The following is a 26,704-nucleotide window of genomic DNA, read 5'->3' as shown; positions in this document are numbered from 1 at the left end:
TCCGGGGCGCGTCTGCATTACAAGCCGGCGCTGCAAGGGCTCGGCTCAGCCGCGCAGGGTACCGCCGGTGGCCTTGGTCACCTTGGCAATGATCTTTTCGCTCACGGCCTCGATGTCCTTCTCGGTCAATGTCTTGTCCATCGGCTGCAAGCGCACGGTTATGGCCAGGGATTTCTTGCCTTCCCCCAGCGCACCGCCGATGAACTCGTCAAAGACACGCACCTCTTCGATCAGCGCCTTGTCGGCCCCACCGGCCGCATTGACCAGCGACAACGCCTCGACCTCCGTATCAACCACAAAGGCAAAATCGCGCTCGACCGCCTGAAGATCGCTGATCGCGAGTGCGCTGCGGCTGGCCCCGGATTTGCGCGGCAGCGGGATTTCATCGGGATAGATCGTAAAGGCCACGGCGCTGCCCTTGACGCCCAGCGCCTCTAGCACCTTGGGGTGCAGTTCCCCGAATACACCCAGCGCCTTCTTCGGACCAAGACAGATCCGGCCATGACGGCCCGGATGCCACCAGCCATCCCCTTCGCGCAGGATCTGTACCTTTGCAGGGGCGCCGATGGCCGCTAGCACGCCTTCGGCATCTGCCTTGGCGTCATAGACATCCCAATTGCGGGAGGCGCCGTGTACATCTTTCGGCCCGTTGCGGTTGACCAGCAAACCCGAGACCTGAATACGCTCCTCGCCCGGCTCGCCGCCGGTGAACGCAGGCCCCACCTCGAACAGAGACACGTCGGCAAAGCCGCGCGCCTGATTGCGCGCCGCGGCCTGCAACAGCCCCGGCAGCAGGTCCGGACGCAGATGCGACATTTCCGAGGAAATCGGGTTGGCCAGCATGGTCGCGTCCGTTCCGCCGCCAAACAGCGCGGCTGCCGCCTTGTCGATAAAGGTGTAGCTTACCACCTCGTTATAACCGAGCGCGGCAGCGGTGCGGCGTGCCATTTGCAGGCGGCGCTGCTGCGGGGTCATCACCGGCGCCGGGATACCGGCGGTCAGGCGCGGCAGCGGCTTGCCCTCAAGCTTGGTCAGCGACGCGATACGCGCCACCTCTTCGACCAGATCGGCCTCGCCCTGCACGTCGGGGCGCCAGCTCGGCACATGCGCCAGATTGCCCTCGAGACGGAAGCCAAGGCGCGTCAGGGTCTGGCGCTGTTCGCTTTCGGGGATGTCCATGCCGACAAGGGACTGCACCCGCTCGGCGTTCAGACGGTAGGCGCGGGAATGGTCCGGCACATCCCCCGCAGAAACCACATGCGACGCCTCACCTCCACACAGATCCAGGATCATCTGGGTGGCACGCTCCAGACCTTCGTAGGTGTATTCCGGATCAACACCACGTTCGAAGCGGTAGCGGGCGTCGGAATTGATCTTCAGCGCACGTCCGGTGGTTGCGATCTGGACATGGTCCCAGAACGCGCTTTCCAGGAAGACATCCACTGTCTCTTCGGTGCAGCCGGTTTCCTCGCCGCCCATGATGCCCGCGATGCTCTCCGGGCCGTTGTCATCCGAGATCACCATCATCCCGGGCGCAAAGCGATAGGTCTTCTCGTCCAGCGCCAGCAGCTCCTCGCCGCCCGCCGCACGGTGAATGCGCAGATTGCCGGCGACCTTGGCCGCGTCAAAGACATGCAGGGGACGGTTCTGATCGAAGGTGAAGAAATTGGTGATGTCCACCAGCGCCGAAATGGGCCGCAGCCCGATGGCGTTCAGACGGTCCTGCAACCATTTCGGCGAGGGACCGTTCTTCACACCGCGGATCAGCCGGCCCGTGAACAGGGGGCAGCCATCCAGCGTGTCCTCGTCAATAGTGACCTTGATCGGGCTGTCGAACTGACCTTCGACCGGCGCATAGTCCCGGGTTTTCAGCGTCCCCAAACCGCGCGCGGCCAGATCGCGGGCAATCCCGTAGACGCCCAGCGCATCCGGGCGGTTGGGCGTGATCGCGATTTCGATCATGGGGTCCACCTTGGCGGGATCGTTCTGCGCCAGCCAGTCCACCAGCTTTTCGCCCACCTCGCCCGAGGGCAACTCGACAATGCCGTCGTGATCCTCGCCCAGCGTCAGCTCCTTCCAGGAGGCCATCATGCCATGGCTTTCGACGCCGCGGATCTTGCCCACTGAGAGGGTGAAATCCAGCCCGGGCACATAGTCACCCGGCTTGCAGAGCACCACGGTAATGCCTTCGCGCGCATTGGGCGCACCACAGACGATCTGCTTTTCGCCCTCATCGGTCATCACCCGGCAGACGCGCAGGCGGTCCGCATCCGGATGTTGTTCCGCGCCAACCACTTTGGCCAGCGTAAAGGCCCCAAGAGCGTCGGCAGGGTTCACGACCTCCTCGACCTCCAGCCCGAGGTCGGTCAGGGTCTCGGTGATCTCCTCGACGGTTGCATCCGTGTCGAGGTGGTCCTTGAGCCAGGAGAGAGTGAATTTCATCGGTCAGCGCCCTTTGGCAAAGTCATCAGGTTTGACCATGGCAATGACAAAGAATGCCCCGGGGTTCAAGCCTTGGCAGATCCAGACGCCCCCGGCGCGGCAAACTGCGGCGCGAATGCCGCCTTGGCCTCTCGTCACAAAGGCAGAATGACGGCCCACGACACGTGCACATGGCGCAACCCAGTCGCCTGCCCCTTAGCCGGCCAGCAGGCGCAGCCCCTGCGTCACATCGGTGCGCACCGCCAGACGTAGCCCCGGCTCATCGCCAGCCTTCAACGCCGCGATGATTAGCTTGTGATTATGCGGCGGCTCGGTTCGGCCCAGCCGACCATACAGCGCCCGCATGGTCGGACCCAGTTGCAGCCAGACCGTCTCTGCCATCGCCAGCATCGCAGGCGCCTGCGCCCGCAGGTAAAGTGTGCGGTGGAATTCAAGGTTGGTGCGAATATACCCCACCGCATCGCGCTTGGAGATCTTCTCGGCCACGGTGCCGTTGATGGCCTGCAACCGGTCGATCAGCGCCATATGGGCGCGCGGCAGGGCGCGAGAGGCAAGCTCCACCTCGATCAGGGCGCGCAGAGCTGCAAGTTCCTCAATCCGCTCGTTCGAGAGCTCCGGCGTCGAGACCCGCCCCGAGGACGACAGAAACAGCGCGCCTTCGGCGACCAACCGCCGCACCGACTCGCGCGCGGGCGTCATCGACACGTCGTAGTCCTTGCCAATCCCGCGCAGCGTCAGGGCTTCGCCCGGGCTTATTTCGCCGTGCATGATGCGGGTACGAAGCGCCCGATAAACGCGATCATGGGCCGAGCCTGTGTTCTCGGCAGTGGGTCGATTGCCCGTCAGCAGCTTGTCCATGGCGCGGTATGTGATCACAAAACCGGTGAAGATCAATCCTTTTCGGAGATATCTTCGAAACGATAGCGGTGCAGGGCATTGCCGTCGCTTTGCAACCAGCGGCGTGGCGCGGCGTAGTCACCATAAAGATCCTCGACCACCGACCAGAACGCGGGCGAGTGGTTCATCTCCTGCAAATGCGCCACCTCATGGGCCGCTACATAGGTCAGGACGTCCGGTGGCGCGAGGATCAGCCGCCAAGAGTACATCAGCCCTCCGGCCGCGGAACATGATCCCCAGCGTGACCGGGTATCGCGCAGGCTCAGGCTACAATAGGACCGCCCCAATCGGGCCGCGTATCTGTCGGATGCCGCCGCAAGTCGATCCCGGGCAAGTTCCTTCAGGTATCGCTCCAGCCGGCGCGCCGGTGCCGATCCAGGCACGATCAGGGCCTCGCCGCGCTGCTCGACCCTGCGACCGGCACCAATGCGGATATCCAATTCCCGCCCCTCTACCGGCAGTCGAATCCCCGCCCGCACCGCAACCGGCTTTGGCTGCCGGGCGAGATGGCTGCGGATCCAGTCTTCCTTCTCCAGCAGAAACGCGCGACCCTCCCGTTCGGACACCCGTTTGGGCAAGGTCAGCGTCACCCGCCCGTCGAGTGAGGAGATCCGCAGCGATAACCGCCGCGCCCGGGCCGAGCGGCGCAGTATGACCCGGACATCCGGATCGCCGGGCAGGCTCAGTTCTGGCATGACATCTCCCCGCGCAGGCATGGCTGCAAAGGCTTTGACAGGGTCTGTCGCTTATGGCAAGGCACCTGAATCGTCTTACCGACTCACGCTATTTTCATAGGGGACCCACATGCCCAAGGAAGAATGGGGTACTAAACGTGTCTGCCCGACCACTGGCAAACGCTTTTACGACCTGAACAAAAACCCGATCGTCAGCCCCTACACGGGCGAGGTCGTGGAGATCGACACCGCCAAGAGCCGCATGATCGAAGCAGACGCGGAAGATGCGGCAAGCCTGAAGGCAAAACAGAACACCGACGGCGACGAGGCCGTGCTGGACGATGACGACGACGCAGTCGACATGGACCTCGGTGACGATGTTCTGGAAGACGACGAAGAGGACAACGTGTCCCTCGATGAGATCGCGGATGTTGCCAACGAGGACGACGAGTCCTGAAGTGCCCGCACAGGGCCCCGCGCGACCGCTTGGCGGCGCGGGGCTGAAACCGGCTCCCGGTTGCCCCCTTTATACCGACTTTAAGCTGTTCTCCACTGTGTTGCCTGGACGCGCCAGCACTGCAGAGTGTACCGCTTGGCGCTGCGGGTCACACGCCACTGAGCCCTTGCCCTCCCCCAAAACACGAGGGCCATCGATACGGCCTGCCATCTCTGCGTCAGAGGTTGCGTCCTGCACAGGAGGCCACCGCGCACAAGGCTCCGCCACTAAAAAGATGCAGCATCGATTGAGGACGCACCCGCGCCCCTCCTGCCGATGCTCAGCAGCGCCTCGGACAGCAGCGATCAATCACAAGCACCCTGTTCCAATCTTTTGGTCCCCTTCACAGCCGCGTGCCTCGCTTTCCCGAAGCAAAGATTTCACGCTGATCTGACAGGGCAATTTAAAAAATCCGCGTCCGGTGACATTTTCCGCTTGCAGCCAAATCTCTCCTCCCTTAAACGACCTCTCACACCGCAGGGGCGATGCCCAAGCGGAGTTGGAAGGGGCCTTAGCTCAGCTGGGAGAGCGCCTGCATGGCATGCAGGAGGTCAGCGGTTCGATCCCGCTAGGCTCCACCAATCCTTTCTGAAAAGCACCAGATAGTTATGCCTTTCTCGTCAGAGGATTTGCCTCTGCCGCGCAGACCGGTGCTGTTTTTCCTTTGAAAATCCATGCTGCCTTGATCCGCGCCTTTCAGCGCGTCGATCGCTGCGCAGTCCTTCCCCTGTCAAACCCGAGGGTGGCCCATGAGCGACCATTTCTTCGTCGTGACGGACGGTCCCGGTGCGGGCAAGACTAGCCTCATAGCGGAGCTTGCCCGTCGCGACTTTCACACGATCCCCGAATCCGGCCGCGCGATCATTCGCGAGGGGATAGATAGCGGCGGGGACGCCCTCCCGTGGATGGATCGCATGGCCTATGCCGAACGGATGCTGGAACGCGACCTGCGCGCGCACAGCGCCGCACAGGCGCTCTCGGGCCCAGCAATCTTCGACCGAGGCACTCCTGACGTTATGGGTTACCTGACCCTCTGCGGCCTGCCTGTGCCGCCTCAAGCCGTGACAGTGGCCAAGACAGGCCGGCACAACGCCCGTATCTTCCTTGCGCCCCACTGGAATGAGATCTTCACGCAGGATGCCAAACGCAAGCAGACCCGCGCCGAGGCCGAAGCGACCTGCACCGTCATGCGCGAGACCTACACCGCTCTCGGATACAAGATCACGGCTCTGCTGTGCACCGACATCGCGTCACCCGCCGATTTTTGTCTCTGCGCAACTAGCGCTCTGACCGAATCCTCCAGATGGACGGAGAACCTACTGAAGCGGACAAACCGCGCAGCTCCCTCCTGCCTCCTACTACCTGAAGCCGACGGCCCTGAGGAGACCTTCGCGCAAGGCACGGCAGATGACCGGTGTCAGCCCGAAGCAAACCTCGCGCCTTCGAGATAGCACGGCGGGTTCGAATGCAGGTCGCGTGGAAATCGGTCTTTCAGTGCGTATTGCAAGAATGACCGAGAAGCCCATGTTGCGGACAGGATCGCGTCGCGGGCTAGTCACAAGGGAGGCTGCGACTGTTTCGGGCTATGCTTCACCTGCGTTTGAAGTCGCGGCGCGAAGCCAATGCGCTCTCATGGTATTGGAAGCCGCTGCCATGAACTGCGTTCACAGGTGGACGCTTAATCCAAGTCGACTTCAAGAGTAAGTAGATGCGTGCTACACCCTCCAGAGGGGAGCGCAGGGCGGGTTTTGAGGCTATCAAGTGACAATTAAAGAAGAAACCAAACTACTGAACAACACGCCCATACATAGAGTTGCCGCGCATCTCGGTTATAAATTGCCCAATATAGGTTCGGCCTCCTGCCCTTTCCCAGATCACCCTGATAGAAGTCCGTCATTTCAAATTTTCAAACCTGGAACGAAATGGCAATGCTTTGGGTGCAACAGATCGGGCGGAAGCATTGACTTAGTGAAAGAAACTCTGGCTCTCTCATTTTTCGAGGCCAAAAAATGGCTCGCCGAGCATGAAGGTATATCCATTTCTAGCGCCAAACGGCGCAGGCTGGTCGGCCCGTCATCGAAGCGAACTCCGCCGAAAGTCAAGAAGGCACCTCAACCACAGGACAATCAATTAGAGAGCGACGCGGACAGTGATTTGTACGAATCCTACCTATCGATATCTCCTATTCAAGAAAGTGGGGTCCAATATCTGGCGGGCCGTGCTATAGATCGAGAGTACATCAATAGATTCATGATTCACCAAGCACCCAAGAACTCGGCAATGATCGAGTTGGCTGAGGTGTACGGCTTTGACCGCCTCGAGAAATCCGGACTATTGACGGCGAAATCGACGCCAGGCGACATTAGAGGTGTTTTCTCCCCGGGCTCTCTAGTTTTCCCGTTCATGGAGGAAGGGAAGATTGTTTACCTTCAATCTCGAAAAATCAAGAACGAGGCCAACGGAATCCGATGGTGGAATTTACGGTCACGCCGAAAAAAGATATACAACGTCGACGTTCTCAGCTCCCCTAGCGCGAAAAAAATTGCCATCTGCGAAGGCATCTTGGATGCCATATCGGCAACTCATTTTGATTATGATGCAATTGCCTTAATGGGAGTAAGCTCTGAGATTCCAGAGGAAATGGTAAAGGCGATGCGGAATCGTCGCGTTGATATCCTTTTGGATTGGGATGATGCGGGAGAGAAGAGAGTAAAGTCCCTCAAGGAACGACTTGCAACCTACGGCGTCTCTGCAGTCAGGCTTAGTCGACCAGCGTCAGAAATAAAGGATGTTAACGAATATCTTGTCAGCATAAGAGCGCCACAATGACCGCATATGACAGACTTTCCCTTCCCGAAAATATGAACTTTGCCTGGAAAAAAGTTCGGAGAATGCATCAGGCTTCAGATGGCTATTTAGATCACGGTGAATTCTATGAATTCGAGCTAAATCTAGAAGACAACCTAAATAGGATTCGAGAGGAGATGGCTCTTGGCAAGTATAAGCTCGACAAGATCCGACCTCTACCTCGCCCTAAGAAATATCAAGAAGGCAAAACTGTCGATCGGCAGTATTACCACATTTCCACAAGAGATCAGGTCGCATGGATGGCATTTGTAAATGCTGTCGGCCCACTATTGGACGAAAAGATGGAGGCCTGGAGCTATGGGAATAGATTGTATCGAGCGGCTTGGTATGAGCGAAAACCCAACACCCAGTCAAAACTCGAATTCGGACCTTATCGTCATTCAAGCGGGAACTTATACAAGAAATTTCAGAACAGCTGGCCTCTGTTTAGAAGACACGTATCCCTTACCACCCGCATGATGGCTCTCCGGAGAAGGCTGCGTGATGACGAAATGGACGACGCGGAGCGACTTGCTGGATTAGCAGCCGACGAAAGCAATCTTATCTATTTTTCTCCGGATTTCTTTAATCACCCGTCGAAGAAGTCGCCCCCGTCGGGAGAGCTATATCATGCTTCAATCGACCTGAAGCAGTTTTACCCAAGTATCAACACTAATACGCTGAAGCGAATCTTGAAAAATGAAGGGGCAACGTCCGACCCACGAATGGAGCGTCTGCTTGATTCCCTTTTAGATTTCAAGATCGACATGTCAGACGTAACCACGAGCGCACTCGAAAACGTTGAACCAAGATTTTTGAAAACCAAAGTCAATGGGATCCCAACCGGGCTATATGTTTCTGGCTTTCTGTCTAACTGCGTTATGATCGAGGTCGACAGGGCGGTTCAAAAAAGCCTCAAAGAGAGAAGGAATATTGCGCATTTCAGGTTCGTAGATGATCATACGATTCTAAGCTACGACTTCGACATCTTATGCAATTGGATTGATTGGTACCAAAACTTGCTGGAGGAAGAGGCAGTCGGTGCAGTGGTGAACGAGAAGAAAGTTGATCCGCCTTCATTGAGCGATTGGTTAAAGCGGCGCTCGAGCGCCATGACCGATGGTGCTTTTTCTAATAGCAACGCAAGCGCTACACAGGTGAAATCGCGAAGCGCCGCTATTCGAGATACAAAGATTGACGGCCGAAATCCAACGAAGCTTATGACAAAGACGCTTACACAGGTTTCAGCGATCGCCGCAACAGACCTAGAAGTTTTGGACGACAGAGATCTTGAAGACCGCTTCAAGATGCTTGAGTGGCTGCTACTAGCTGACATTCCAGAAAGAGAAATTCGTCCAGATACACGCGCAGCATTTGCGGCGGGACAGATTGCAGCTTTGGCGCCAATCCTTATTCAAGAGACAGACGGCATAGTGACTGCTACGCGCAGAGAAATCGAACTAACACGTAAAGCAGCGCTTCATACGCAATCTGGAATAGTTGATAATGAGGTCGAGGAAGAGCTACAGATGCTCAAGGAAAGCATCAACGAAATGGCTCGAAACTTTAAGAAATCTGAGCACCAGCATCTAAAGAGGTGCTTCGACCTTTTGATGCAATCCTTCAGGGACCACCCCGGGAAAGCGCGGTTATTCTTTAAGATACAGAGGTATTTACAAGTCACTGGCTACGATGGCTTGAAAGACGTCGGCAGCTGGATAGCTGAAACGAGATCCAGTGGCAATTTTTCGTGGGCATCCTATTACTCAGGTCTTTCCTTCCAAATACTTGCCAGATTAAGCCTTTCATCAACCACCAAGCTGAAATCCGACGGATTGTTAAGGTCCGACACGAATGCCGCATTCGCGCATCTCACGACGATTTCGAAGATAGACCTGTCGGATTTCCTTGCTAAAGACACCAATGAAAGCTGGTTTCACCGCAAGGCACGCATCGAGTTTAGCGTCGCGCTACGACAGTGCGGCGCAGAGCTGCGAGACAGTTCGTATGGCACAAGCTTGCCAAAGAGGCTCGAGGAAGTTGCACTACGACTGTTGCCGCTCCCCTTGGAGGCATCTTCAGACGATTGGATCGCCGCCACCGGCAGATCCTCCGGAGTTTGGGCACACGCCGCTGAAGAGCTACTGCAGCTTGCTGGAGGACCAACTATCGCTTGGAGCAGCTTCGCCAAAGGATTTGATTTGTCCGCCAAAAACGATGCGCTGGCTGTGAGGCGCTACCCTCATTGCATTTCGGAAAATGAGCTTGTTGAGATGCTGAATTCTGGCGTTGGAAGCACGGAAAGTGACGCGGGATGGTTGCGAGACGTAGTTGATGGACGAGAGCAAGACAAGCACGAGATTTTGTCCGGTCTTTCCTCGAAGTACGAGAGCGCGCAAGGCGCGTGGAGCGCGCTGCAGGCGCGGCCGGATAACTATATTTCGGTTGAAGAGTGGACTAAATACGCATCTGAACTTGACTACTTTGACCCACGTCGAAGTGAATGGACTGCACTGGAGATCGCATGCCAGATGATCCAATCACGTCTTCAGTTCGGCGAGAATATTGACGATGCGGACCTGTTGTACATTCACCCCAAGAACGTCTTTCTGCCGATGAACTGGATTCTAAGATCAGATGCATCTGTCGACAAGCAAGTCATGAACTGGTCAACGTGGCAAGAAAAGATCAGATTGAATGAAAATGGTGTCAAAATAAACTCTGGGAATTTTGGAGTGAGCGACTACCGGTTCGCGAAGGGTGAGAAAGACCCCGTAGGTAATATTTCGGAACGTCAGCTTTCCGCAATTGGTCGCTTTATTTTGGGAATGGTGCGACTTAATCATTCTTCACCTTCGATTTGGAATATTAGGGGTAACGAAAGTGTTCACCCACTGACCAAGAGAGAATGGTTTGAGAGAGTTCCGATTTCTTCTCTCACTCTTCGTGTGATCGAGGCTTGTCTTGGGGGGCGTGCTGCTGAGACACGATTAATGAAGGAAAGACCAAGTTACTTCGGAAACAATGATGGAGAGGCTCCGAATGATACTGAATTTGATCCACCTGAGCTGAATGGACCTGAGGACTTGTTGAAGGAGATTGAGCATGCCAGAGATGTTCTAGAGGAAAATCAGATTTCAGTTACGCTAGGGCAACCACGGCAGTTAATTCCGTTCAAGCTGGCTGACTTCGCCTCTAAATTGGAGGAAGATTCTGATGGGGGAGGTCGATAATTGGCACTAAGAAAAGATATTAAGGTATGCATCGTCCAGACATCACTGAACGCTGACTGCGCTTGGCAAGATAGTGGTTCGTCGAGTTGGGAGGACTGCGTAAAAATATCGGAGATCGAGGAGCGAGCGGCTAAAAGGGAGATACGCCACTTCTTAGCATCCATTCGTTCTTCTGAAGTAGTTCCTGACTTCGTACTTTTCCCAGAGCTCTCCATTCCACTTGGCTTCGAGGGCAGATTTCGAAAAGCTTCGGAAAGTCTCGGCGCTATTTTTATTGGAGGATTGGACTACAAGATTAATAGGTCAACTGCGCAGCCATCAGTCTCAAATGAAGCTGTTGTTATTGTTCCGCATTCCCTCGGCGGCGTTCGACGCTCTCGTTCTACTGGTGTGCGATATGTCGGAAAAACTTACCCTGCCCCAGGTGAGCTGAAAAAACTTTCAGAGATCCAGTCAGGCCCAGTAAAGTTCTTAAATCAACCAACAGTCTGGCTCTTTGAAAGCCCTGAATTGGGTAAGTTCGGCGTTGCTGTATGCTATGACTTTCTTGACCTAGATCGTTTAGCTATGTACCGAGCGAAGGTACAAACGTTGTTCATCTTAGCGTACAATCGGGATACTACGTCTTTTGAACATGCCGCGGAGGCGCTATCACGCATGCTGTTCTGCAATGTTGTTGTTTGTAACTGTGGGCACTTCGGCGGTTCACTGGCTGTCAGCCCTTTTCGCGCTCCACACCTGAGGACAGTTTATAAGCATAGCGGACTAAAGCTTCCAAATTTTCAAATTGTTGAACTTCCGGTGTCGGAACTTGCCGCCCACCAGAGTGGAAGTAATAAACCAGAATTCAAGAGTCGACCTCCGGGCTTCGATTCCATTATCAGTCTAAACTCGAATACTGAAAGAGTTTGACGCTTTGACATCTCCACATACCACTGCGCCCTTATTTCACGTCGCACTCCCTTGCTCCGCTTTTGAAGAATGTATGGAGGTGAGCTTCTATGGCTTCGGGTGAGATAAGTGCGAACGATGCTGAAAGATGTATTGAGCGCCTAAATGCCAGCGATCAGTTTCGAGTTCTGAGACGGCTTAACGTTGAGGAAGGGGTTGAGGAATTGCGGCCGGTTGCTGATGATGAAAGAATCGCAGCAATTGTCGACACTGAAACGACTGGGTTGGACTTTGAAGCGTCAGAGTTAATTGAAATAGCAGTTCAGCGCGTTATATTTAATGCTGAGCGCAAGATCATTGAGGTTGAAAGACCGAAGTCGTGGCTGGAGGAACCAAGTTCCGAAATCCCACCGGCGATAGTCAAAATTACTGGAATCGACAGGTCACAGGTTTCTGGCAGGAGCTTTGCGGATGATGAGATCACCGCAGCTCTTGAAACTGCGGACGTGATCATAGCCCACAACGCACAATTTGATAGGCCGTTCGTAGACCGGAGATTTTCGCAGCTAGACTCAAAGATTTGGGCCTGCTCACTTACTCAGATTGATTGGCTGAATTTGGGATTCGATGGCCGCAATCTTGGCTACCTACTGATGCAATCCGGAATGTTTTTTGGCGGGCATAGAGCTGCCAACGACGTTGCGGCGGTTGTGGCGCTGCTGCGACAGGATGCGGGGGCGTCTGGTAGCATCCTGAACGTCCTGCTTACTCGCGTACTTGAGGCGAGCGTCCGTGTTGAGGCGGTTGGTGCTCCTTTTGAGAAAAAAGACGCGTTGAAATCGCATGGCTTCGCATGGAACACCAAGGAACGGTTTTGGGCGATGGAAGTGCCGGAAACAGAGCTTAACCATCTTCTCGAGTGGCTAGAAAATATGATTTATATGGGCCGGGGGGCCCCACGAGTTCAAAAAGTGAGTCCCAGGGACAGATTTCGAGTCTCGTAGCGTCGATCCAAAATAGATCGCTGGCCGATTCCGTATGCGATCTTATAGCGCACTGCGAGAATGCACACGTCCACCAGCGTCATTGGCATTGACAACATTTAGACCTCGAAAGCGCCCGTTTCTTATACTGAGCCTGTTGTACTCTTGCGATTTCATATGGCGCCTAGTTCCACTGAATGAGTCTGTGCAAAAAACGTGAATCTCAATGGTGGCATCGATGCCGAGGCACAGAATTTCCTCCAAATCACCACATCGCTCAACTTCATCACGCAACCCCTTTGATGGTGCATCCAAAAAGGAAAGCTCCTCTCGGTCGTCGAATATTCTGACGACACCGCGTCTATCTTTTTCCAACTCGGGTAGCCGGGCGGCATTTGTTCGGACAGAGAAATATGCCCAGCCTGCTGCGCCATTGTATTCCCTAACGCCAATCCTCGCGATCACTTCAATATCGACCATTCGACGCCTACCTGTGTTTTTGAAGGCGCTGAGGTAAATTGTCCCACCTCCGGGAACTTTGTATTTGGCAAGCTCTTGAGAGAAAGATGCATGAGGCGTTAGATAGTGTTGCAAGAGCCACCATGCGAAGAATGAAGAGCCAACACCCAGAAGCAATGAAGATACATGAGGAAACAGATTGGTGAGGAAGGTCAAGAACAAGGGATTCAGCCTGCTGCAGGTTTATTTTGGGTATTTGAGAATAGCTTTCTTTTACTTAGAAAACTCATTGCGCTGTCACAACCGAATTTGGCTCACACTATCCTAATGTTTCGCAGTGGCCCAGTCTCAAAACCGATGTATCGTGGATGCGTGTTCGCAGGTTCAAGACACGTAGGCGCTGGCTTCCCGTCGAGGCTAGCACTCACCGCGCTCACGGTTCCTAGGTTGGTCTCCATTTTCCGAACCGGTTTACCGCAACGCTAGGCTCGCCTTGTCTGACGCCAAGCATTCGTCCGCAAGCTAGTTGCTTTCAGTCCATAGTCGCGTAACGCAAATGTCGGTTCGAGGCCGCCTAGCACCACCCGAAGCGCCAAAGGAGCCCGAGCTTGTAATTGACGCTATTCGCGCACAGCTGCCATTCTCTGAGGGCGCAGTGAAGGTCCAGAATCTGCCCTTTCTCCACTTCGCAGCCACTGCAGCTGCCGATACCACAGATCATCGAACCGGTGCGCCGCCGTCCGCGTATAGTGCGCTGTGTGACGGGGATCTCGGTGGCCGAGGTAGTCCTGGATGACTCGCAAATCGCGGCCCTTGTTGGCCAGAGCGAAACCGCAGGAATGGCGAAGCATATGTGGGTAGACGCGCTCGAGTCCGGCACGAGTGCCGGCAGCTCCGACGATGTAGTTTACAGCCTGCCGCGTGAGCGGCAGCTTGCGCTCGGAGACGAAGAGCCAGGGCAGTGCATCATCCCGGCGCGCGAGCCAGCGCTTGATAGCCCGCAGCTCTTCGCCGGCGACCGGCTGCTCAACGCTGAGCCCGTTCTTCAGTCGTGCGACCCAGATCCGCGACTGCGCGAGATCCACGTCTTGCCGACGAAGCGCGATCACTTCGGAGGCGCGCAGTCCATGCCGAAACATCATCAGGATCAAAAGGTGGTCGCGAACCCCGTGGCGGCCTTTTTTTTGCCGGCAGCGAGAAGCCGGTCGATATTCGGTTGACCAAGGTAGTCCCGGCTCCGCGCGTGGGCGTCAGTCGGCCGGTCATCCACACTCTTAACACTTCGCCGATTGGGCATGGTTCGGTTGCCTCTCGCAAGTCTCTGCCTAGCAAAGCTTGGCCCTGAACAACTCTTTAAAAACACACGAAGTGTAAAGAGTCGCTTGAGCGTCGAGGAAGCTCGCGCATGTTCGTCGCCACGAGGTAAGCCTACCTCTTTGGAAGTGATCTTCAGACTCGCGATGCCACGACCCATTCGCGGCGAGGCTCGGCTAAGTCCTTTGGGGCCCCGCTGCGACGTCCATCCAAGATGCCAAGCGCCGACACAAGGGGTGGAAAGCAGACATTAGCTGCAGGCCAGCACAAAACGCTCACTTAATGGAAGCGGAAGTTGGATTTGGAAGATTCCGGACTGAGGTAGCTGAAGACGTTCCGGGATTGAAATTGAGAGGCGAAGTATACCTCAGACTGGTTATGCTTAAGCATGCATAGCTTTGGGCAAGGTAAGGTGAATGAATTTGTTTCCACTATGGCGCGGTACGATCCGTGTGCCCGCGCTCCCTATGAAGACCAAGAAGTACGGTGCTTCGACCCTTCGCCATACGCTCTTTGAGAGTTTTCAGACCAAGGCAGAAATTTATGATATCCCGCAAAGCAGCTACAAACGGATTGTTACCAATTGCAAGCCACCTTTCGACACGATGCTGCTTCGCCCGAAAGGGGTGAGAAGAATTGAGCAAGAAGAGTTGGTTCTTGCAACAGGTGGCATCGAAGACTGGCACAAGTTGCAAGTACTCGATGATCTACAGCTAGAAAACACCGGAGTACTAGAGCAAGATATATTTACTCCAGATAATATTTGCGCTTCGTGGGTAGCGGGTTTCAGTTTCAATGAATTTGCACCAGAACTGAATGTTGCCGGCCTTCGCCGCCCACAGATTGGATCTCTTCATGCAATCTCCGCACACTTCGCAGTAGGAGCGGAATTTGAGGCCGCAACGGTTGTTCTGCCGACTGGCAAGGGAAAAACCGAGACAATGCTGGCCTCTCTGGTGTATCGGAGAATTCCTAAACTTCTCGTACTTGTGCCTTCCGATGCGCTGAGGGACCAGATATCCAAGAAATTTGAAAATCTCGGAATCCTTAGAGAGATTGGATCTGTCGCTCCTGAGGCATTCAATCCAAGCGTCCTTAAACTTAAAGAAGGTATCAAAAGCCTAGATACTCTCGATGAAATTATTCAAAATACCAACGTCATAGTCACTCTCCCAAACACACTCGCGTCCTGCAGTGACGCTGTTTTTGAGAAGCTGTGTCAGAACTGTAGCGACCTGTATGTTGATGAGGCCCATCACGTCTCAGCGTCAAGTTGGCAGAGAGTAAAAGACAAGTTCGCAAGGCGGAAGATTGTTCAGTTTACTGCAACTCCGTTCCGACAAGATCGCAAGCATATTGGTGGCCGGATTATCTTTAATTATCGGCTTAGCGATGCCCAGAAGGATGGGTACTACAAGCCGATCCGACTTGAAACAGTGGAGGAGTTCGGAGAAACTGAAACCCGCGACTACGCCATAGCTGAACGGGCCTTAGAAATTTTTCGCTCGGACATTTCACGGGGTCATGAGCATTTCATGATGGCCCGAGTAACGGGCTGGGAGCGAGCTGAAGAGGTGCTTCAGATATACCAGAAACTTGCTCCCGAGTTTCATCCTGTAGCCGTATATACTGGTACTGGTCGTGCTTCTATCAATCGAAATGCACTCGATTCCCTCATGAGCCTCGAGGCAGGTACATCCAGGATAGTTGTGTGCGTAAACATGTTGGGCGAAGGTTTTGATCTTCCCAACCTGAAAGTTGCGGCAACTCATGAAAATCACAAGAGCTTGGCTGTGACACTTCAGTTTGTTGGGCGTTTTACACGAAAGGCCGACAACGTAGGTGATGCGGCGGTGGTAGTGAACATCGCCGACACAAACGCGGAGAGAAGCCTCAGTGACCTCTACGCTGAAGGAGCTGATTGGGATCGTGTGATTAGCCGTCTGAGCGAGAACAAAATTCAGGGAGAATTGCAGCTCCAAGATGTAATAGAAAGGCTCAAGAAGAGCGGCATGCTTCATGAAAAGCTCTCATTGTGGAATCTCACCCCCAATCTCTCAACGCAAGTCTATAGAACAAAGTGCGTGGATTGGAACCCGCTGACATATGCCGAAGTGCTGAAAGGTTCCGGAACGTACTGGCACGCGCTAAGCGAGAAAGACAATGTCCTCATTGTTGTTGGATATTTGGAAAGTCGAGTAAAATGGGGGCGTTATGAAAACTTGAAAGAGAGTTCCTATGAGCTCCTGGTCGCATTCTGGGATGAAGAGAACAAAACGCTCTTTATGAACTCGAGTTCTTATGACGCGATGCGTGTTGGCTCAATTGCGAAAGCGGTTTGTGGAGACGAAACGGAACTTCTCACCGGAGATCCAATTTTCCGGATTCTTAGCAACGCTCAACTTCCACTTGCAAAGAATCTCGACTCCTCTCGTTTGGGTGCTATCAGCTTTACGTCTTACTTTGGCCCTAATGTGACAGAAGGGCTGGCTAGTATCGAGAAGGCGGAGTCTGCACTAAACAACATTGCTTTCATGGGTTACGAAGACGGTGAAAAGGTTCTGTGGGGAGCCGCGCAGAAGAAGGGAAAAATCTGGCAGCAGAGCAGCGGATCAATTGATGATTGGATGAAATGATGTTCGCGAACACTCCAAAAGCTCGAAGACACACGTGAGGACTCGAGTAATATCACTATTGGCTTCTTGAGGCCGCAAACACTCAAAGCTCCCTATGATGAACACCCCATCTCCATCCAATGGGGAGAATACCTGCAGAGCTCATTTTCAAACTATCTTTCCATCTATTTCGGTGATGTAGCTGTTCCATTGTATATGGCCGATCTGCGCATCGATGGCGTAGAGACCGATGGGGCAATCCTCTACTCTATTTATAGCGAAAACCACGCTGCACAGTTTCGTTTCAAAATTGATGCGAAAGTAACTAACGGCTATTTTCATGAGCCTGTTGCAGGAGAGGATATCAAATTTCAAATCAGCAAAGAACGTCTTAGAGACTTTCAAGAGCAGATGGTGGTTGACTCGCTTTTGATCCGCTACGCCGACGGCACTTATTCTTACAATAAGTTCCACATCCCTTTCGACCTAAAAGCTGATGATTTTCCATATGAGCGCCTTGAGGTCGTCGATTGGAACGGCGTTGACTTAGGTCAGGAGTCAATGGGGAAAAGCAACAAGCGGGATACGGTGCAGTATCGTAGCTTTGAGCTTTTAGAAGCCGAGCACGACATGGTTTTCAACGACGACGGCGCTGGTGAGGCTGCAGATCTTGTTGGCCTCAAGGATGTAAGCGAAGACGAGATCCGTCTAACGTTGATACACTGCAAATATGCTAGCGAGGGAAAGGTGTCGGGGCTGATCGCCAACCTATATGAGGTTTGCGGGCAGGCCCAAAAGTCCATCGTCGTGAAGCACGAAGGTTTACCGAAGCTGGCAACATCACTTAGAAAGCGGCATGAAAAATGGGCTAAGCAAGGGGCCTCACGACTACTAAAGGGTGACCTCAAGAAGCTGTCTTACTTTGTCGACAAGTCGCGAAAGGCGAAGCTGAGTTTTTGTGTAGTTATCGTTCAGCCATCCGTCAGTGGAGCGACGTACTCTCCAGCTATGGCCAAGCTGCTCGCCAACACTGAACTCTTTTTGAAACGAACCACGGAGGCTGATTTTCGCTTCATCGGTTCTTAGAAAATTCTCAGCACACGGCAAGATTTCCCGCGTGAGCAAGCTTCGCCTGAATGGGCATTTTGAATGCCGACAAGAACGTAAATGTTGCGATCACAAACGGATTTATTCCGACCGAGCGCAGCGTGAAGGAGCAAGGCGAAAAGCAAAGAAACCTGTGGATTCAGATATGCAAATTGGTTACCTGGCTCAGCGCATTGATGCGGTATCTGATAGTGGAGATACCGCTACACTTGAAAGCTTGGACGCCGAATGCGCTGGCCTCCTCGGGCATGAAGGCCCTCCAGACGCGTTTCTCTATTACTTCCGCTTGAACACCCACGAAGGGTTGCCGTCTGCTCTGCCCCCCAAAGACTGGTGACCCGCCATCTGCTGCGTTCCAAAAACTTGGCAGGGACACTGTTACAGCGGCTGGTACCGTTCCACAGGGCCATCCCCTTACGGACGCAAGTAAGCCGATTGCCGGACACCAGCACGATCCATGCCGCGACAGCGAGACGTCTAGTAGAAGCGGGCGGAGCGCTGTCGCTCACTGCGCTGGCCACGGAGATTGAAGAGGGCGGAGAGCCGCCTGTCGCTACGGCCGCAAGAGCAACCCTGTCCTCTACTTCAAACAGACGTTTGTCATACCATCCAGAATGGCGTCCGTGATAGGTGCGACCGGCCTTCTCGCGAGCTTGATTAGGTGCAATAACACCGAGCAGCAACCTACCGCGATGCATAGGCGGTCCAAACGAGAGGGTTCCTAGATGCACATGCACAGGATAGAGACGCACAGACAACATTAGGATCGAATCGTGACATCTTAGCGCTCAGGCGCGTTGATAACGATCCAATAAATAAGAAGTTATTCTCGAACAGTGTTTCCCGACAATGGAGTTTCAGTAGTGGAAGCAAAAAAAGAACTCAGCTATGGGGATGACATTATTTCCCAAATGAAGAATTGGGGTGAGAAGACGTTGGCACCTGTCTCAATTCTTATGGGGAAGCACGCGGAGCAATGCGCTAAAAACCGAGAGGCGTTCAAAGAGAATGATATCATCCTGACACAGGCGCATGCGTCGGCTTGCAGTGCATTTCTAAACTTCATCTCACGTTGCTGCGGGCGGCAATTTGATGAAGTAACCGGCGCCCCGGCACAACAGATTGACCTTATAACGCACTTCATGCACGGTATGAATCTTTGTGAAATCGCGATTATTGAAGGACTATTCGCGCAGGCTGCGACCCTTCTGAGACAAGAGCATGAGTTGATCTCAGCGGTACAGGAACTCGGGGTTTCGAAACGAAAAGACGGCAAAACACCACACGCAACCATCGGCCGACTGAAAAACATGGGCAAGGTCTATGGTGAACTGAGCGGTGCGGCGCATGTTTCTCAATCCCGGCTCATGCACGACATAATCGCCACGGAGATGGGCGACAGGAAAGGGCCGTCTGTAGTCCCACTATTCCATCGTGAACTTGCGCGGAACCTATATGCTCTGCATGTGTCTTACATTTGCCAGATGACCTTCATCGCAGACGAAGTTCACGGCGCACTTGGAATTGGAAAACTTATTGATGATGAGAAATCCCTCCTCGTAGTCGCGACAAAAATTCTACATGATGAGGGATTGATTGAAATTGAGGCGGAAGAAGTTGGCGAGGCATTTCTGAAAGGGGTTTCCTGAGGATTGCGATAATTTTTTCAACCTTAATTCATCCATCTCAATACGGTACTGGCGACTGTATGCCGCGATTAACCCTCACCCCACTCGTCGTCGAAAAACTTCTTCAGCTCATCCCCAGAAGAATAAACCTTGGAGCCGACGCAGCGAGCTGCCGCTCGCGCCTTTGCGAGACGGTCATTCTCTAGATTCCGGTCCAAGGTGTCATCTTGCCCCAGTCCCATTTTCTCGGTCGCGTGGGCGTATAACTTTCTGAACGTTTGCCGATTGATACCCATCAACCTTGCGGCACCGGCGAAGCTGCCGGCGGCGTCATATGCTATTCTAACTTGTTCAGACGAGAACTCCACACGCGACCGTCCAGGCGTGTTCGGAAAGCCCAGTGCCTCCCGCTTACGAGCGATCCATTTCGGATCAACGCGATGTAGCTTCGCCAGGGTCGTGTCGCGATAACCCTCCCGAAACTGGGATTGGAGCAGCGCGTCGAAATCATAGCCGAAGTGCTCCAACGTCTCGATCAGATTGGTCCGACTGCCGACGAAACGTTTCCGAACCTCAGCCAGCGACCGGCTAAGCTTCATTAGTTCGATGAGTTCAGAGTGATGGACGCCTTGACCGTCGCCATCCGCAAAGATGATGACGAAATCGCCAGAAACCTCCAGATGGTGTTTTGCTTCGGCCATAGACCCTTCCTCTGACTAAAAACTCCGGTGAAATTCTACCGCCATCCATCATGAGAATTTTGCCGCAGATTTTAACCACATGATTCTAAACAGTTATCCTTGACTGATTCGTTGATAGCTGATTCCCTCCGGATCACGAAGTCCCAGCAATCATGGTTACAGCGTCAATGTCACACACAGTGAATCCAGCTCATGAACGCCTGAAAATGGAGCTACGTCTACGTGGCAAATCCATCGCCTCAGTCGCCCGCGAGCTGGAGGTTCTGCGTTCGACAGTTACGCTGGTCAGCCAAGGCCTGCGCAGGTCTTCGAAAATCGAGAGGGCCCTTGCCGATGCTGTCGAGAAGACCCCGGCTGAGCTTTTTCCCGACCGTTACCCAGCAGAGGAGGACAGCGCGGCAAACAACACCTGACATGGGGAAATAAAAAGACCCTCCTGCGCTAACAGGAAGGCCTTTTGAATAAGTGTCGTTGGTCGCGACCCCTTATTCATCCCCTGAGTCTCACGAAAAGTCAACCTGCCGAGGCGTCTCTCGGCAGGGCAGCTAAACTCATCTCAAACATAGGGGATGCCGCCCCGCACCTGTTCCGATCCACATAGGTCGGCGCCTAGGTGAGGTGCGCTCCAATCATCATGTACAACACCTTATTCTACCGCGGGCCGGAGCCGAGCCACGCGACCCGGGTGCCTGCGCGCCGTTCAAAAGGGAGCCTTCGCGGCTCGATGGTCGCACTGCTGCCCGGCTTCGAGCGCCCGCGCATCATCCACTTCGAGAGTGCGCTCGAATACGCTTTCCTCTGCCTGATGTTGGTACGCGACGACGTGCACCACATCCGCGAACAACCCCCGGCGATATCCTATGTCGGCACTGACGGCCGCCCCGCGCGACATGTCTTCGATTTCTTGGTCACGAAAACTGACGGGGAGCGCATCGCCGTGGCCATCAAACCCATGCCGCGTGTACTGAAGCTGAACTTTGCATCCGAGCTCGAAGCTGTCTCTGCGGCAGTATCCAAGTCATTTGCGGATCGCGTGCTGCTCGTTACGGACCAGCACATTGACCGACAGGCTGCCGCTGAAGCGGCGCGGACGCTCGCTTGGTCGCGCCCCTCTCTAGTGGAGGCCGCAGCATGATCCCTCACTTCCGCTTGTCGACCTCTGACATGATTATCACTGCGGGTGTCGCGATCTACCCGATTGAGACCAACGAGCACGGCGGTATCTATGGGCGTGTGGGCCAGCCCGGGGTCACAGAGGCTTTTTCTCACCGAGAACTTGCTGAGATGATGCGTCGCCCAGATACCAAATATTTTCCAGGATATTTTGACCGGGCTACGCAAGAGGCGCGTCGCAACAAGCCGGTAGAGGTCATCAGCGAACTGTCGGAAAAGACCGCACGGCTGGTGATCTGGCGGAAGGCCGTCTGTGACGCCTTCCTGGCTCTCGAAGCTGCGGGCCTCGTCAAACGCACGCAGCGGGCATATGAGCAGGCCAAAGCGCACCTCGCATCAGTGACGGCCAGGCTCGTTGGCGAAGGCGCAGCGGCCTTTGCCAAGATACGACCGGGCAAGGAAATAAGAGTTCGTAAGCTGCCGGGAAGCCGAACGGTCTTGCAGTGGGTCCGCTCCTATCAGGCTGCAGGCTACTCTGCACTTTCTCTCATTCCGGCCACTCACCTATCCGGCAATCGGAGCCGGCGCTGGTGTCCGAAGGCGGAAGCCCTGATGAACCAGGTCATCGAGATTTACGCCGACACGCAGCAACCAACCAAGGTCCAGTCTATTCAGGAGACTCGGGCGCTGTTCGCCGAAGAGAACGCGCGTAGAGCCAGCGCGGGAGCAACGCCGCTCGCGATCCCTTCTGCCTCCAGCGTTAAACGCCGATTGGACTCGGCAGACCCATTCTACGTCTGCACAAAACGATTTGGCGCATCTGCGGCCGCCAGGAAATTTGCCATGAGCAGCAACGGTCCTGATGTCGTGCGCCCCATGGAGCGGGTCGAGATGGATGAAAACAAGCTCGACGTCATGTCGTTACTGACGCTGACAGGCATCTGGGAACACCTGCCCCCAGATCGGCAGAAGAAATTCGAGACAGGGCGGCGCTGGATGTATCTTGCGATCGACTGCGCCACGAAATGTGTCGTTTCGATGCGACTGGCCGACAATCCAAACTCGGATGATGCGATCCGCGCGCTGCGGCAGATTTTCGAGGACAAGACCCCGCTGGCCCAGGCGGCCGAATGCGAGAGCACATGGCATCATCACGGTGGGATCGGAACCCTCGTGACCGACATGGGGCCTGCCTTCGTCTCGGATGCCTTCCAAGCAACGGTAGCGTCACTTGGGGTCACGTCGCACTTGCCGCCCGCTGGTATCCCCTGGATGCGGGGGCACATCGAGTCCTTCTTCCGCACTCTCGGGCATCAGCTCATGCCGCGGCTGGCAGGCCGGACCTTCTTCGACACTGTTAATCGCGGTGACTATCCTTCAGAAATGCTCGCCTGTCTGTGTGATGACGACCTGATCAAGGTCCTGCTGACCTATATCGTTGATATCTACCACAACCAACCGCATGGCTCTCTGAACGGGGAAACCCCGAATGCAGCCTGGAAGCGGCTGGCGGCTAAACACGGGACGCCTCCGGTGCCGGATGGTTTGACCCTCAGGAAGGCATTCGGCAGGCCGATGCCCCGGAAGCTCAATGACGAGGGCGTGCTGTTCTCGGGGCTCAGCTATAGCTGCGAGGCGCTGCGGGAAGCCTATCTGCACTCTCCCATACGGGAGGTGGAAATCAGGGTCGATCTGCAGGACATCGGGTGGATCGCCGTCAAGGTCGGCGCAACCTGGTATCCGGCGCTCGCCAATCAACCCGGCTTCGAGGGCGTGAGCTTCGACGAGCTGCGTGAAGGCGTTCGGGCCGTTCGTCACGCACATGCGCGTGCTGCGAAGTTGGACGCGCCCAAGGTCCAGCGGGCTATCGCGCGGATATCAGACGCGAACCGCCGCGCATTCTCGCTGCGCGCCCTGACACCTTTCCATGTGACCGACGTGGAAGTCGCCCGCGCTGATGCGGCGCTGCACTATCCGCTCCGCTCTGATGAGCAGCGGTTGGGATACATGCCGCCGAGCAACGACCTGCTCAGAGACGCGATCTCCATTACTCCGCCAAAGGGCACATCTCGGAAGCCGGGCAGCGACGATGACGGGCCGGTATCCGAGCGTCGAACGAGAAGCAAGAACCGCAGACGCTGGGGGTTCAACGATGGAAAATGATCTGATCATCCAAGCAGCCCAGCGGATCGCTGAACTGAAGGGGTACTTCGTCGATCACGAGCGCTTCGTTCCACTGGCAGAAGGGTTCTCCATCCTCGCCGAGAAAAGGCTCGTAGATATCCAAACCGGTCGTATCAACGAGGCACAAGGGCTTGCCCTGTCCGGGCATTCCGGGGCCGGAAAAAGCGCGGCAATCAACCATCTTCGTTCCCAGCAAAGCCAGAGACTGGCCGATCGAGGTTACGGAGATTCAACCATCATCAGCTTGCGGGTGCCATCACCCGCAACTCTGAAATTCGTCGGACAGATGCTCCTTCGGGCGCTAGGCTACCCTATCGGTGCCGATCGCCATGCTTGGTACATCTGGGACTTGGTCCAACATCACCTCAAGGAGCGGCGTGTCCTGTTCGTGCATCTCGACGAGGCGCAGGACCTGGCGTCGCGGGGCACCAAGCACGAGCTAGATTCGGTGACATCCATGCTGAAGACTCTGATGACGGACCCGGAATGGCCAGTTGGGATCATTCTGTCGGGCACAAACGAGCTGGAAGACATCCTCAACCACGACCACCAGCTCGCTCGGCGCATGAGGACCGTTCGGTTCGAGAGCCTATCCCCTGCCGCATATGGTGATGATATTCTCGACCTGCTCGAGAACTACTGCGAACGGGCGAAGCTCGAACCAGAGGATGACGTTCTGGAGTTAATCCACGGCGAACGCTTGGTCCATGCTGCGGCCAACCAGTTCGGCAACGCCATCTTCTTGATCCTGGACGCAATTGAGGATGCCTACCTGCAGGGGCAGGAAACGCTGAACCGGCACAATTTCATCAGGGCCTACCATCGGCGGAGCTCCTGCGATGCCGAGTTCAACCCGTTTCTCGTGCCGGACTTCATGCGCATCGACGCCCGCCAAGTGTTTTCTCGGGAGAACCGCACATGATGTTGTCCCCCCTCAAGCCGCTTCCACTCAACGTCACTCCGGTACCCGGTGAAAGCGCGACGTCGCTTGCATCCCGCATCGCGCGGAAGAATGGGACGGCAAGTCTTCAGTCCTTCTGCGCCGACATGAGCATTTCCTATCGCGCCTTGAAAGTCGGCGACCCGGTGGAGATCGAGCGGGTTGCCGCACTCGCCGGGTGCGCTCCCACCACACTCCGCACTTGGACACCCCACGCCCCGTCGAAGACGAATTATCAGCTGGGGGCAGAAGCGCCGAGGTTCACGGCCTACAGCCGAAGCACGATCAGAGGATGCCCGAAATGTGCCGCTGAAGCTCTTTCAGAGCAGGGTGCCCATGGCCCGTTTCATCTCGGGGCATGGCAACTCACTTCTATCCGAACCTGCGCCCACCATTCCTGCATGTTGATCGAGGTCCCGCCTCCCTCGCATCACAAGCACAGCTATGATTTCGCGCGGATGGTCGACAACATGGACATAGACGACATTCAGATCGTTGCCGAAGAAGCGCGATCTCTGGAGCGCTACCTCCTTGGCCGATTGGATGGCGCGTCTGCGGGCCGTTGGCTCGACACGCTGGAGTTCCATGTCGCGGCACAGCTTTGCGAAAATTTCGGCCTTTTGCTGACGCGAGGCCCCAAAGCCAGTCGAGCTGAAACGACCGAACGACAATGGCTTGAGGCCGGTGCAGCCGGATACGACGTCCTATGCAACGGACCTGATCAGATGGTCGCAGTGCTTGAAGAGCTTCGCTTAAAGGCAGGCCCTGGCTGTCACACCTACGGTGCGATTGCAGGTTCTTTCCTGACCTGGCTATCCCAGCGTGAGGATGATGCTGCCTTCGATGACATCCGTCAGATGGTCTTCGACTACATCCTGCGGACCTATCCCGTGCTCGTCGGTAGCACAGTCCTGCGGATACGTTGCGACAGGCAACAGGTGTATTCCCTTCGAAAAGGCGCGAAGGCCTACGGCATCGACGAACGGATGCTGCGCCATAAACTTCTGGAGCGTGGTGACATCTCGAAATCGGGAAAATCCGGTGCCATCACCTATCATCGCTACCCGTCACGGGAGACGCTGCAATAGCTCGCCAATGAAACCAACGGCGTGCTACGCGGGTTCGATGCGGCAGACTATCTCGGGCTGGACATCCACCTGCTGCGCACGTTCGTCGTGGAAGGGCTCATCAAGAAGGCAGGAGAGATGGCCCGAAACGCGCCGTATTTCCGAAGGGAAGATCTCGACGCCTTTATCGGTCGCTTATACCGCCAAACACGCCCTGATTTGGAACCGGCCAATGATGAGGTTTCCCTCGTTGCGGCCACGCCCGCGTGCCAATGCTCGACCCTCGAACTCCTGCATCTGATTTTCGAACACGACATTCCGCTACGCTGTGCTACGGGCGCAGACGCAAGGTTCAACGATTTCCTGATATCTGTCGAGCGGGCCAAAACGGCCATAGGCCAGAACTCAGCTGGTGCGATCAGCATGTCGGAGGCTGCCGGCAAGCTAGGAGTCGATACCGCTACAATCCGCAATTTGGTGAACGCAGCCTACTTGAGTGCTGCTCCAAAGAGCCAAAAGTCCTCAGAACGCTGGCGGGTGGTCGATGAGGCCTCCGTCACAATCTTCGCCGAGCACTACATCTCTGCTACCGATCTTGCCCGCGAGTTACGACGCGATCCCGCCAATCTCTGCCGCGAGCTTTACAAGAACGGCGTCGAACCACTCATCTTCAACGGCGAAAACCGGATCATCTTCCGCCGCCGCGATGTGAACGATAGATGAGGTCAGGAATGATGGTGGGATTTGCTGCCTGATGGGGCCGAAGCCTGTGCATTCCATCCCCAGAACCTTCTGACACGATAACCCTTGAGAAAGCCGACCACTGCGTCGGCTTTTTTCATATCTTCCGAGAGGCAACCTTATCTGACGAAAAAGGCAGCTTCAGTTCAGCATCGAGATTTCGGGGCACTGACTTCAAAAGGAAATTTTGGCGCTCAGAGGCAAAACTATGTGCCCCTTCCCACTTCCTTAAAAGCGCCAGATAGCTCTGCCTTTCTCGTCAAGGGATTTGCCTCTGTCGCGCAGACAGGTGCTGTTTTTCATACAAAAACCCGTGCTAATACGATCCGCGCCTTTTCGGCGTGTTGATCGCTTCGCAGCCCTCCCCTCTGT

The 26,704-nt window shown here is 55.1% G+C and carries 22 protein-coding genes and 1 tRNA gene; 17 read left to right on the top strand and 6 right to left on the bottom strand.

From position 1 onward, the window contains the following. Positions 1-45: 45 nt before the first annotated feature. From pheT to MHM97_RS11635, 3 genes are all read right to left on the bottom strand, one after another. Positions 46-2,442 (bottom strand): phenylalanine--tRNA ligase subunit beta, encoded by a 2,397-nt coding sequence (gene pheT / locus MHM97_RS11645; protein WP_239322528.1) that lies wholly within the window; start codon positions 2,440-2,442, stop codon positions 46-48. 195 nt (positions 2,443-2,637) lie between these two features. After that, positions 2,638-3,300, bottom strand: coding sequence for a GntR family transcriptional regulator (locus tag MHM97_RS11640; RefSeq protein ID WP_305037469.1), 663 nt, complete (start codon positions 3,298-3,300; stop codon positions 2,638-2,640). A 32-nt stretch (positions 3,301-3,332) separates the two neighbouring features. Further along, on the bottom strand, positions 3,333-4,034 hold the full coding sequence (locus MHM97_RS11635) for a M48 family metallopeptidase (protein WP_239322527.1): 702 nt from the start codon (positions 4,032-4,034) through the stop codon (positions 3,333-3,335). Between the two features lie 109 nt (positions 4,035-4,143). Between MHM97_RS11635 and MHM97_RS11630 the strand changes: the two genes are divergently transcribed. The 7 genes from MHM97_RS11630 (at position 4,144) to MHM97_RS11600 (ending at position 12,484) form a co-directional block, all read left to right on the top strand. Then, positions 4,144-4,470, top strand: a complete 327-nt coding sequence (locus MHM97_RS11630) for a TIGR02300 family protein (RefSeq protein WP_239322526.1) — start codon at positions 4,144-4,146, stop codon at positions 4,468-4,470. Between the two features lie 544 nt (positions 4,471-5,014). Then, a tRNA-Ala gene (locus tag MHM97_RS11625) sits at positions 5,015-5,090 on the top strand. Between the two features lie 168 nt (positions 5,091-5,258). Next, positions 5,259-5,960, top strand: a complete 702-nt coding sequence (locus MHM97_RS11620) for an AAA family ATPase (protein WP_239322525.1) — start codon at positions 5,259-5,261, stop codon at positions 5,958-5,960. A 310-nt stretch (positions 5,961-6,270) separates the two neighbouring features. Next, complete coding sequence (locus tag MHM97_RS11615) at positions 6,271-7,338, top strand: toprim domain-containing protein (protein WP_239322524.1); 1,068 nt, start codon at positions 6,271-6,273, stop codon at positions 7,336-7,338. Further along, positions 7,335-10,589 (top strand): RNA-directed DNA polymerase, encoded by a 3,255-nt coding sequence (locus MHM97_RS11610; protein ID WP_239322523.1) that lies wholly within the window; start codon positions 7,335-7,337, stop codon positions 10,587-10,589. The genes MHM97_RS11615 and MHM97_RS11610 overlap by 4 nt, the downstream gene beginning before the upstream one ends. Beyond that, complete coding sequence (locus tag MHM97_RS11605) at positions 10,590-11,501, top strand: hypothetical protein (RefSeq protein ID WP_239322522.1); 912 nt, start codon at positions 10,590-10,592, stop codon at positions 11,499-11,501. A gap of 89 nt (positions 11,502-11,590) precedes the next feature. Continuing rightward, positions 11,591-12,484: a 3'-5' exonuclease gene (locus MHM97_RS11600; RefSeq protein WP_239322521.1), complete on the top strand. Its 894-nt coding sequence runs from the start codon at positions 11,591-11,593 to the stop codon at positions 12,482-12,484. Between the two features lie 42 nt (positions 12,485-12,526). Here the strand turns inward: MHM97_RS11600 and MHM97_RS11595 are convergent, their stop codons facing one another. Next, positions 12,527-13,144, bottom strand: coding sequence for a hypothetical protein (locus tag MHM97_RS11595; RefSeq protein WP_239322520.1), 618 nt, complete (start codon positions 13,142-13,144; stop codon positions 12,527-12,529). Positions 13,145-13,542: 398 nt separating this feature from the next. Beyond that, entirely contained in the window at positions 13,543-14,061 is a 519-nt protein-coding gene (locus MHM97_RS22875; protein WP_370645724.1) for a tyrosine-type recombinase/integrase, read from the bottom strand. A gap of 591 nt (positions 14,062-14,652) precedes the next feature. On the opposite strand from MHM97_RS22875, the gene MHM97_RS11585 reads away from it, so the two are divergent. The 4 genes from MHM97_RS11585 to MHM97_RS11570 all read left to right on the top strand — a co-directional run bounded on the left by MHM97_RS11585 (position 14,653) and on the right by MHM97_RS11570 (position 19,607). Next, entirely contained in the window at positions 14,653-16,872 is a 2,220-nt protein-coding gene (locus tag MHM97_RS11585; protein ID WP_239322518.1) for a DEAD/DEAH box helicase, read from the top strand. 66 nt (positions 16,873-16,938) lie between these two features. Beyond that, a complete protein-coding gene (locus MHM97_RS11580; protein WP_239322517.1) occupies positions 16,939-17,937 on the top strand; it encodes a hypothetical protein in 999 nt (332 codons plus the stop codon). Between the two features lie 50 nt (positions 17,938-17,987). After that, the gene (locus MHM97_RS11575) at positions 17,988-18,248 is read left to right on the top strand and encodes a hypothetical protein (protein ID WP_239322516.1); all 261 of its coding nucleotides are present in this window, start codon (positions 17,988-17,990) and stop codon (positions 18,246-18,248) included. A gap of 573 nt (positions 18,249-18,821) precedes the next feature. Then, positions 18,822-19,607, top strand: a complete 786-nt coding sequence (locus MHM97_RS11570; protein ID WP_239322515.1) for a hypothetical protein — start codon at positions 18,822-18,824, stop codon at positions 19,605-19,607. A gap of 68 nt (positions 19,608-19,675) precedes the next feature. On the opposite strand, the gene MHM97_RS11565 is transcribed toward MHM97_RS11570, so the two are convergent. Next, the gene (locus tag MHM97_RS11565) at positions 19,676-20,287 is read right to left on the bottom strand and encodes a hypothetical protein (protein WP_239322514.1); all 612 of its coding nucleotides are present in this window, start codon (positions 20,285-20,287) and stop codon (positions 19,676-19,678) included. Positions 20,288-20,493: 206 nt separating this feature from the next. Here MHM97_RS11565 and MHM97_RS11560 point away from each other — a divergent pair, with 206 nt between their 5' ends. From MHM97_RS11560 to MHM97_RS11535, 6 genes are all read left to right on the top strand, one after another. Further along, on the top strand, positions 20,494-20,700 hold the full coding sequence (locus MHM97_RS11560; protein WP_239322513.1) for a helix-turn-helix domain-containing protein: 207 nt from the start codon (positions 20,494-20,496) through the stop codon (positions 20,698-20,700). Positions 20,701-21,011: 311 nt separating this feature from the next. Beyond that, entirely contained in the window at positions 21,012-21,422 is a 411-nt protein-coding gene (locus MHM97_RS11555) for a TnsA endonuclease N-terminal domain-containing protein (RefSeq protein WP_239322512.1), read from the top strand. After that, complete coding sequence (locus MHM97_RS11550; RefSeq protein ID WP_239322511.1) at positions 21,419-23,563, top strand: hypothetical protein; 2,145 nt, start codon at positions 21,419-21,421, stop codon at positions 23,561-23,563. The genes MHM97_RS11555 and MHM97_RS11550 overlap by 4 nt, the downstream gene beginning before the upstream one ends. Continuing rightward, positions 23,553-24,506 (top strand): ATP-binding protein, encoded by a 954-nt coding sequence (locus tag MHM97_RS11545; RefSeq protein WP_239322510.1) that lies wholly within the window; start codon positions 23,553-23,555, stop codon positions 24,504-24,506. The genes MHM97_RS11550 and MHM97_RS11545 overlap by 11 nt, the downstream gene beginning before the upstream one ends. Then, positions 24,503-25,612: a TniQ family protein gene (locus MHM97_RS11540; RefSeq protein WP_239322509.1), complete on the top strand. Its 1,110-nt coding sequence runs from the start codon at positions 24,503-24,505 to the stop codon at positions 25,610-25,612. The genes MHM97_RS11545 and MHM97_RS11540 overlap by 4 nt, the downstream gene beginning before the upstream one ends. A 21-nt stretch (positions 25,613-25,633) precedes the next feature. After that, complete coding sequence (locus MHM97_RS11535; protein WP_239322508.1) at positions 25,634-26,314, top strand: hypothetical protein; 681 nt, start codon at positions 25,634-25,636, stop codon at positions 26,312-26,314. Positions 26,315-26,704 lie beyond the last annotated feature (390 nt).

Origin of the sequence: Epibacterium sp. Ofav1-8 (genome assembly GCF_022348185.1) — a bacterium.
In the GTDB taxonomy this organism is placed as follows: domain Bacteria; phylum Pseudomonadota; class Alphaproteobacteria; order Rhodobacterales; family Rhodobacteraceae; genus Epibacterium.
This window is presented reverse-complemented; position numbering and strand designations above follow the sequence as displayed.

Bases quoted from the DNA above. Each gene is read 5' to 3' on its own strand.
- pheT (WP_239322528.1), bottom strand. From the start codon at position 2,442: ATGAAATTCACTCTCTCCTGGCTCAAGGACCACCTCGACACGGATGCA.
- MHM97_RS11640 (WP_305037469.1), bottom strand. From the start codon at position 3,300: ATGGACAAGCTGCTGACGGGCAATCGACCCACTGCCGAGAACACAGGC.
- MHM97_RS11635 (WP_239322527.1), bottom strand. From the start codon at position 4,034: ATGCCAGAACTGAGCCTGCCCGGCGATCCGGATGTCCGGGTCATACTG.
- MHM97_RS11630 (WP_239322526.1), top strand. From the start codon at position 4,144: ATGCCCAAGGAAGAATGGGGTACTAAACGTGTCTGCCCGACCACTGGC.
- MHM97_RS11620 (WP_239322525.1), top strand. From the start codon at position 5,259: ATGAGCGACCATTTCTTCGTCGTGACGGACGGTCCCGGTGCGGGCAAG.
- MHM97_RS11610 (WP_239322523.1), top strand. From the start codon at position 7,335: ATGACCGCATATGACAGACTTTCCCTTCCCGAAAATATGAACTTTGCC.
- MHM97_RS11600 (WP_239322521.1), top strand. From the start codon at position 11,591: ATGGCTTCGGGTGAGATAAGTGCGAACGATGCTGAAAGATGTATTGAG.
- MHM97_RS22875 (WP_370645724.1), bottom strand. From the start codon at position 14,061: ATGTTTCGGCATGGACTGCGCGCCTCCGAAGTGATCGCGCTTCGTCGG.
- MHM97_RS11585 (WP_239322518.1), top strand. From the start codon at position 14,653: ATGAATTTGTTTCCACTATGGCGCGGTACGATCCGTGTGCCCGCGCTC.
- MHM97_RS11575 (WP_239322516.1), top strand. From the start codon at position 17,988: ATGGGCATTTTGAATGCCGACAAGAACGTAAATGTTGCGATCACAAAC.
- MHM97_RS11565 (WP_239322514.1), bottom strand. From the start codon at position 20,287: ATGGCCGAAGCAAAACACCATCTGGAGGTTTCTGGCGATTTCGTCATC.
- MHM97_RS11560 (WP_239322513.1), top strand. From the start codon at position 20,494: ATGGAGCTACGTCTACGTGGCAAATCCATCGCCTCAGTCGCCCGCGAG.
- MHM97_RS11555 (WP_239322512.1), top strand. From the start codon at position 21,012: ATGGTCGCACTGCTGCCCGGCTTCGAGCGCCCGCGCATCATCCACTTC.
- MHM97_RS11550 (WP_239322511.1), top strand. From the start codon at position 21,419: ATGATCCCTCACTTCCGCTTGTCGACCTCTGACATGATTATCACTGCG.
- MHM97_RS11545 (WP_239322510.1), top strand. From the start codon at position 23,553: ATGGAAAATGATCTGATCATCCAAGCAGCCCAGCGGATCGCTGAACTG.
- MHM97_RS11540 (WP_239322509.1), top strand. From the start codon at position 24,503: ATGATGTTGTCCCCCCTCAAGCCGCTTCCACTCAACGTCACTCCGGTA.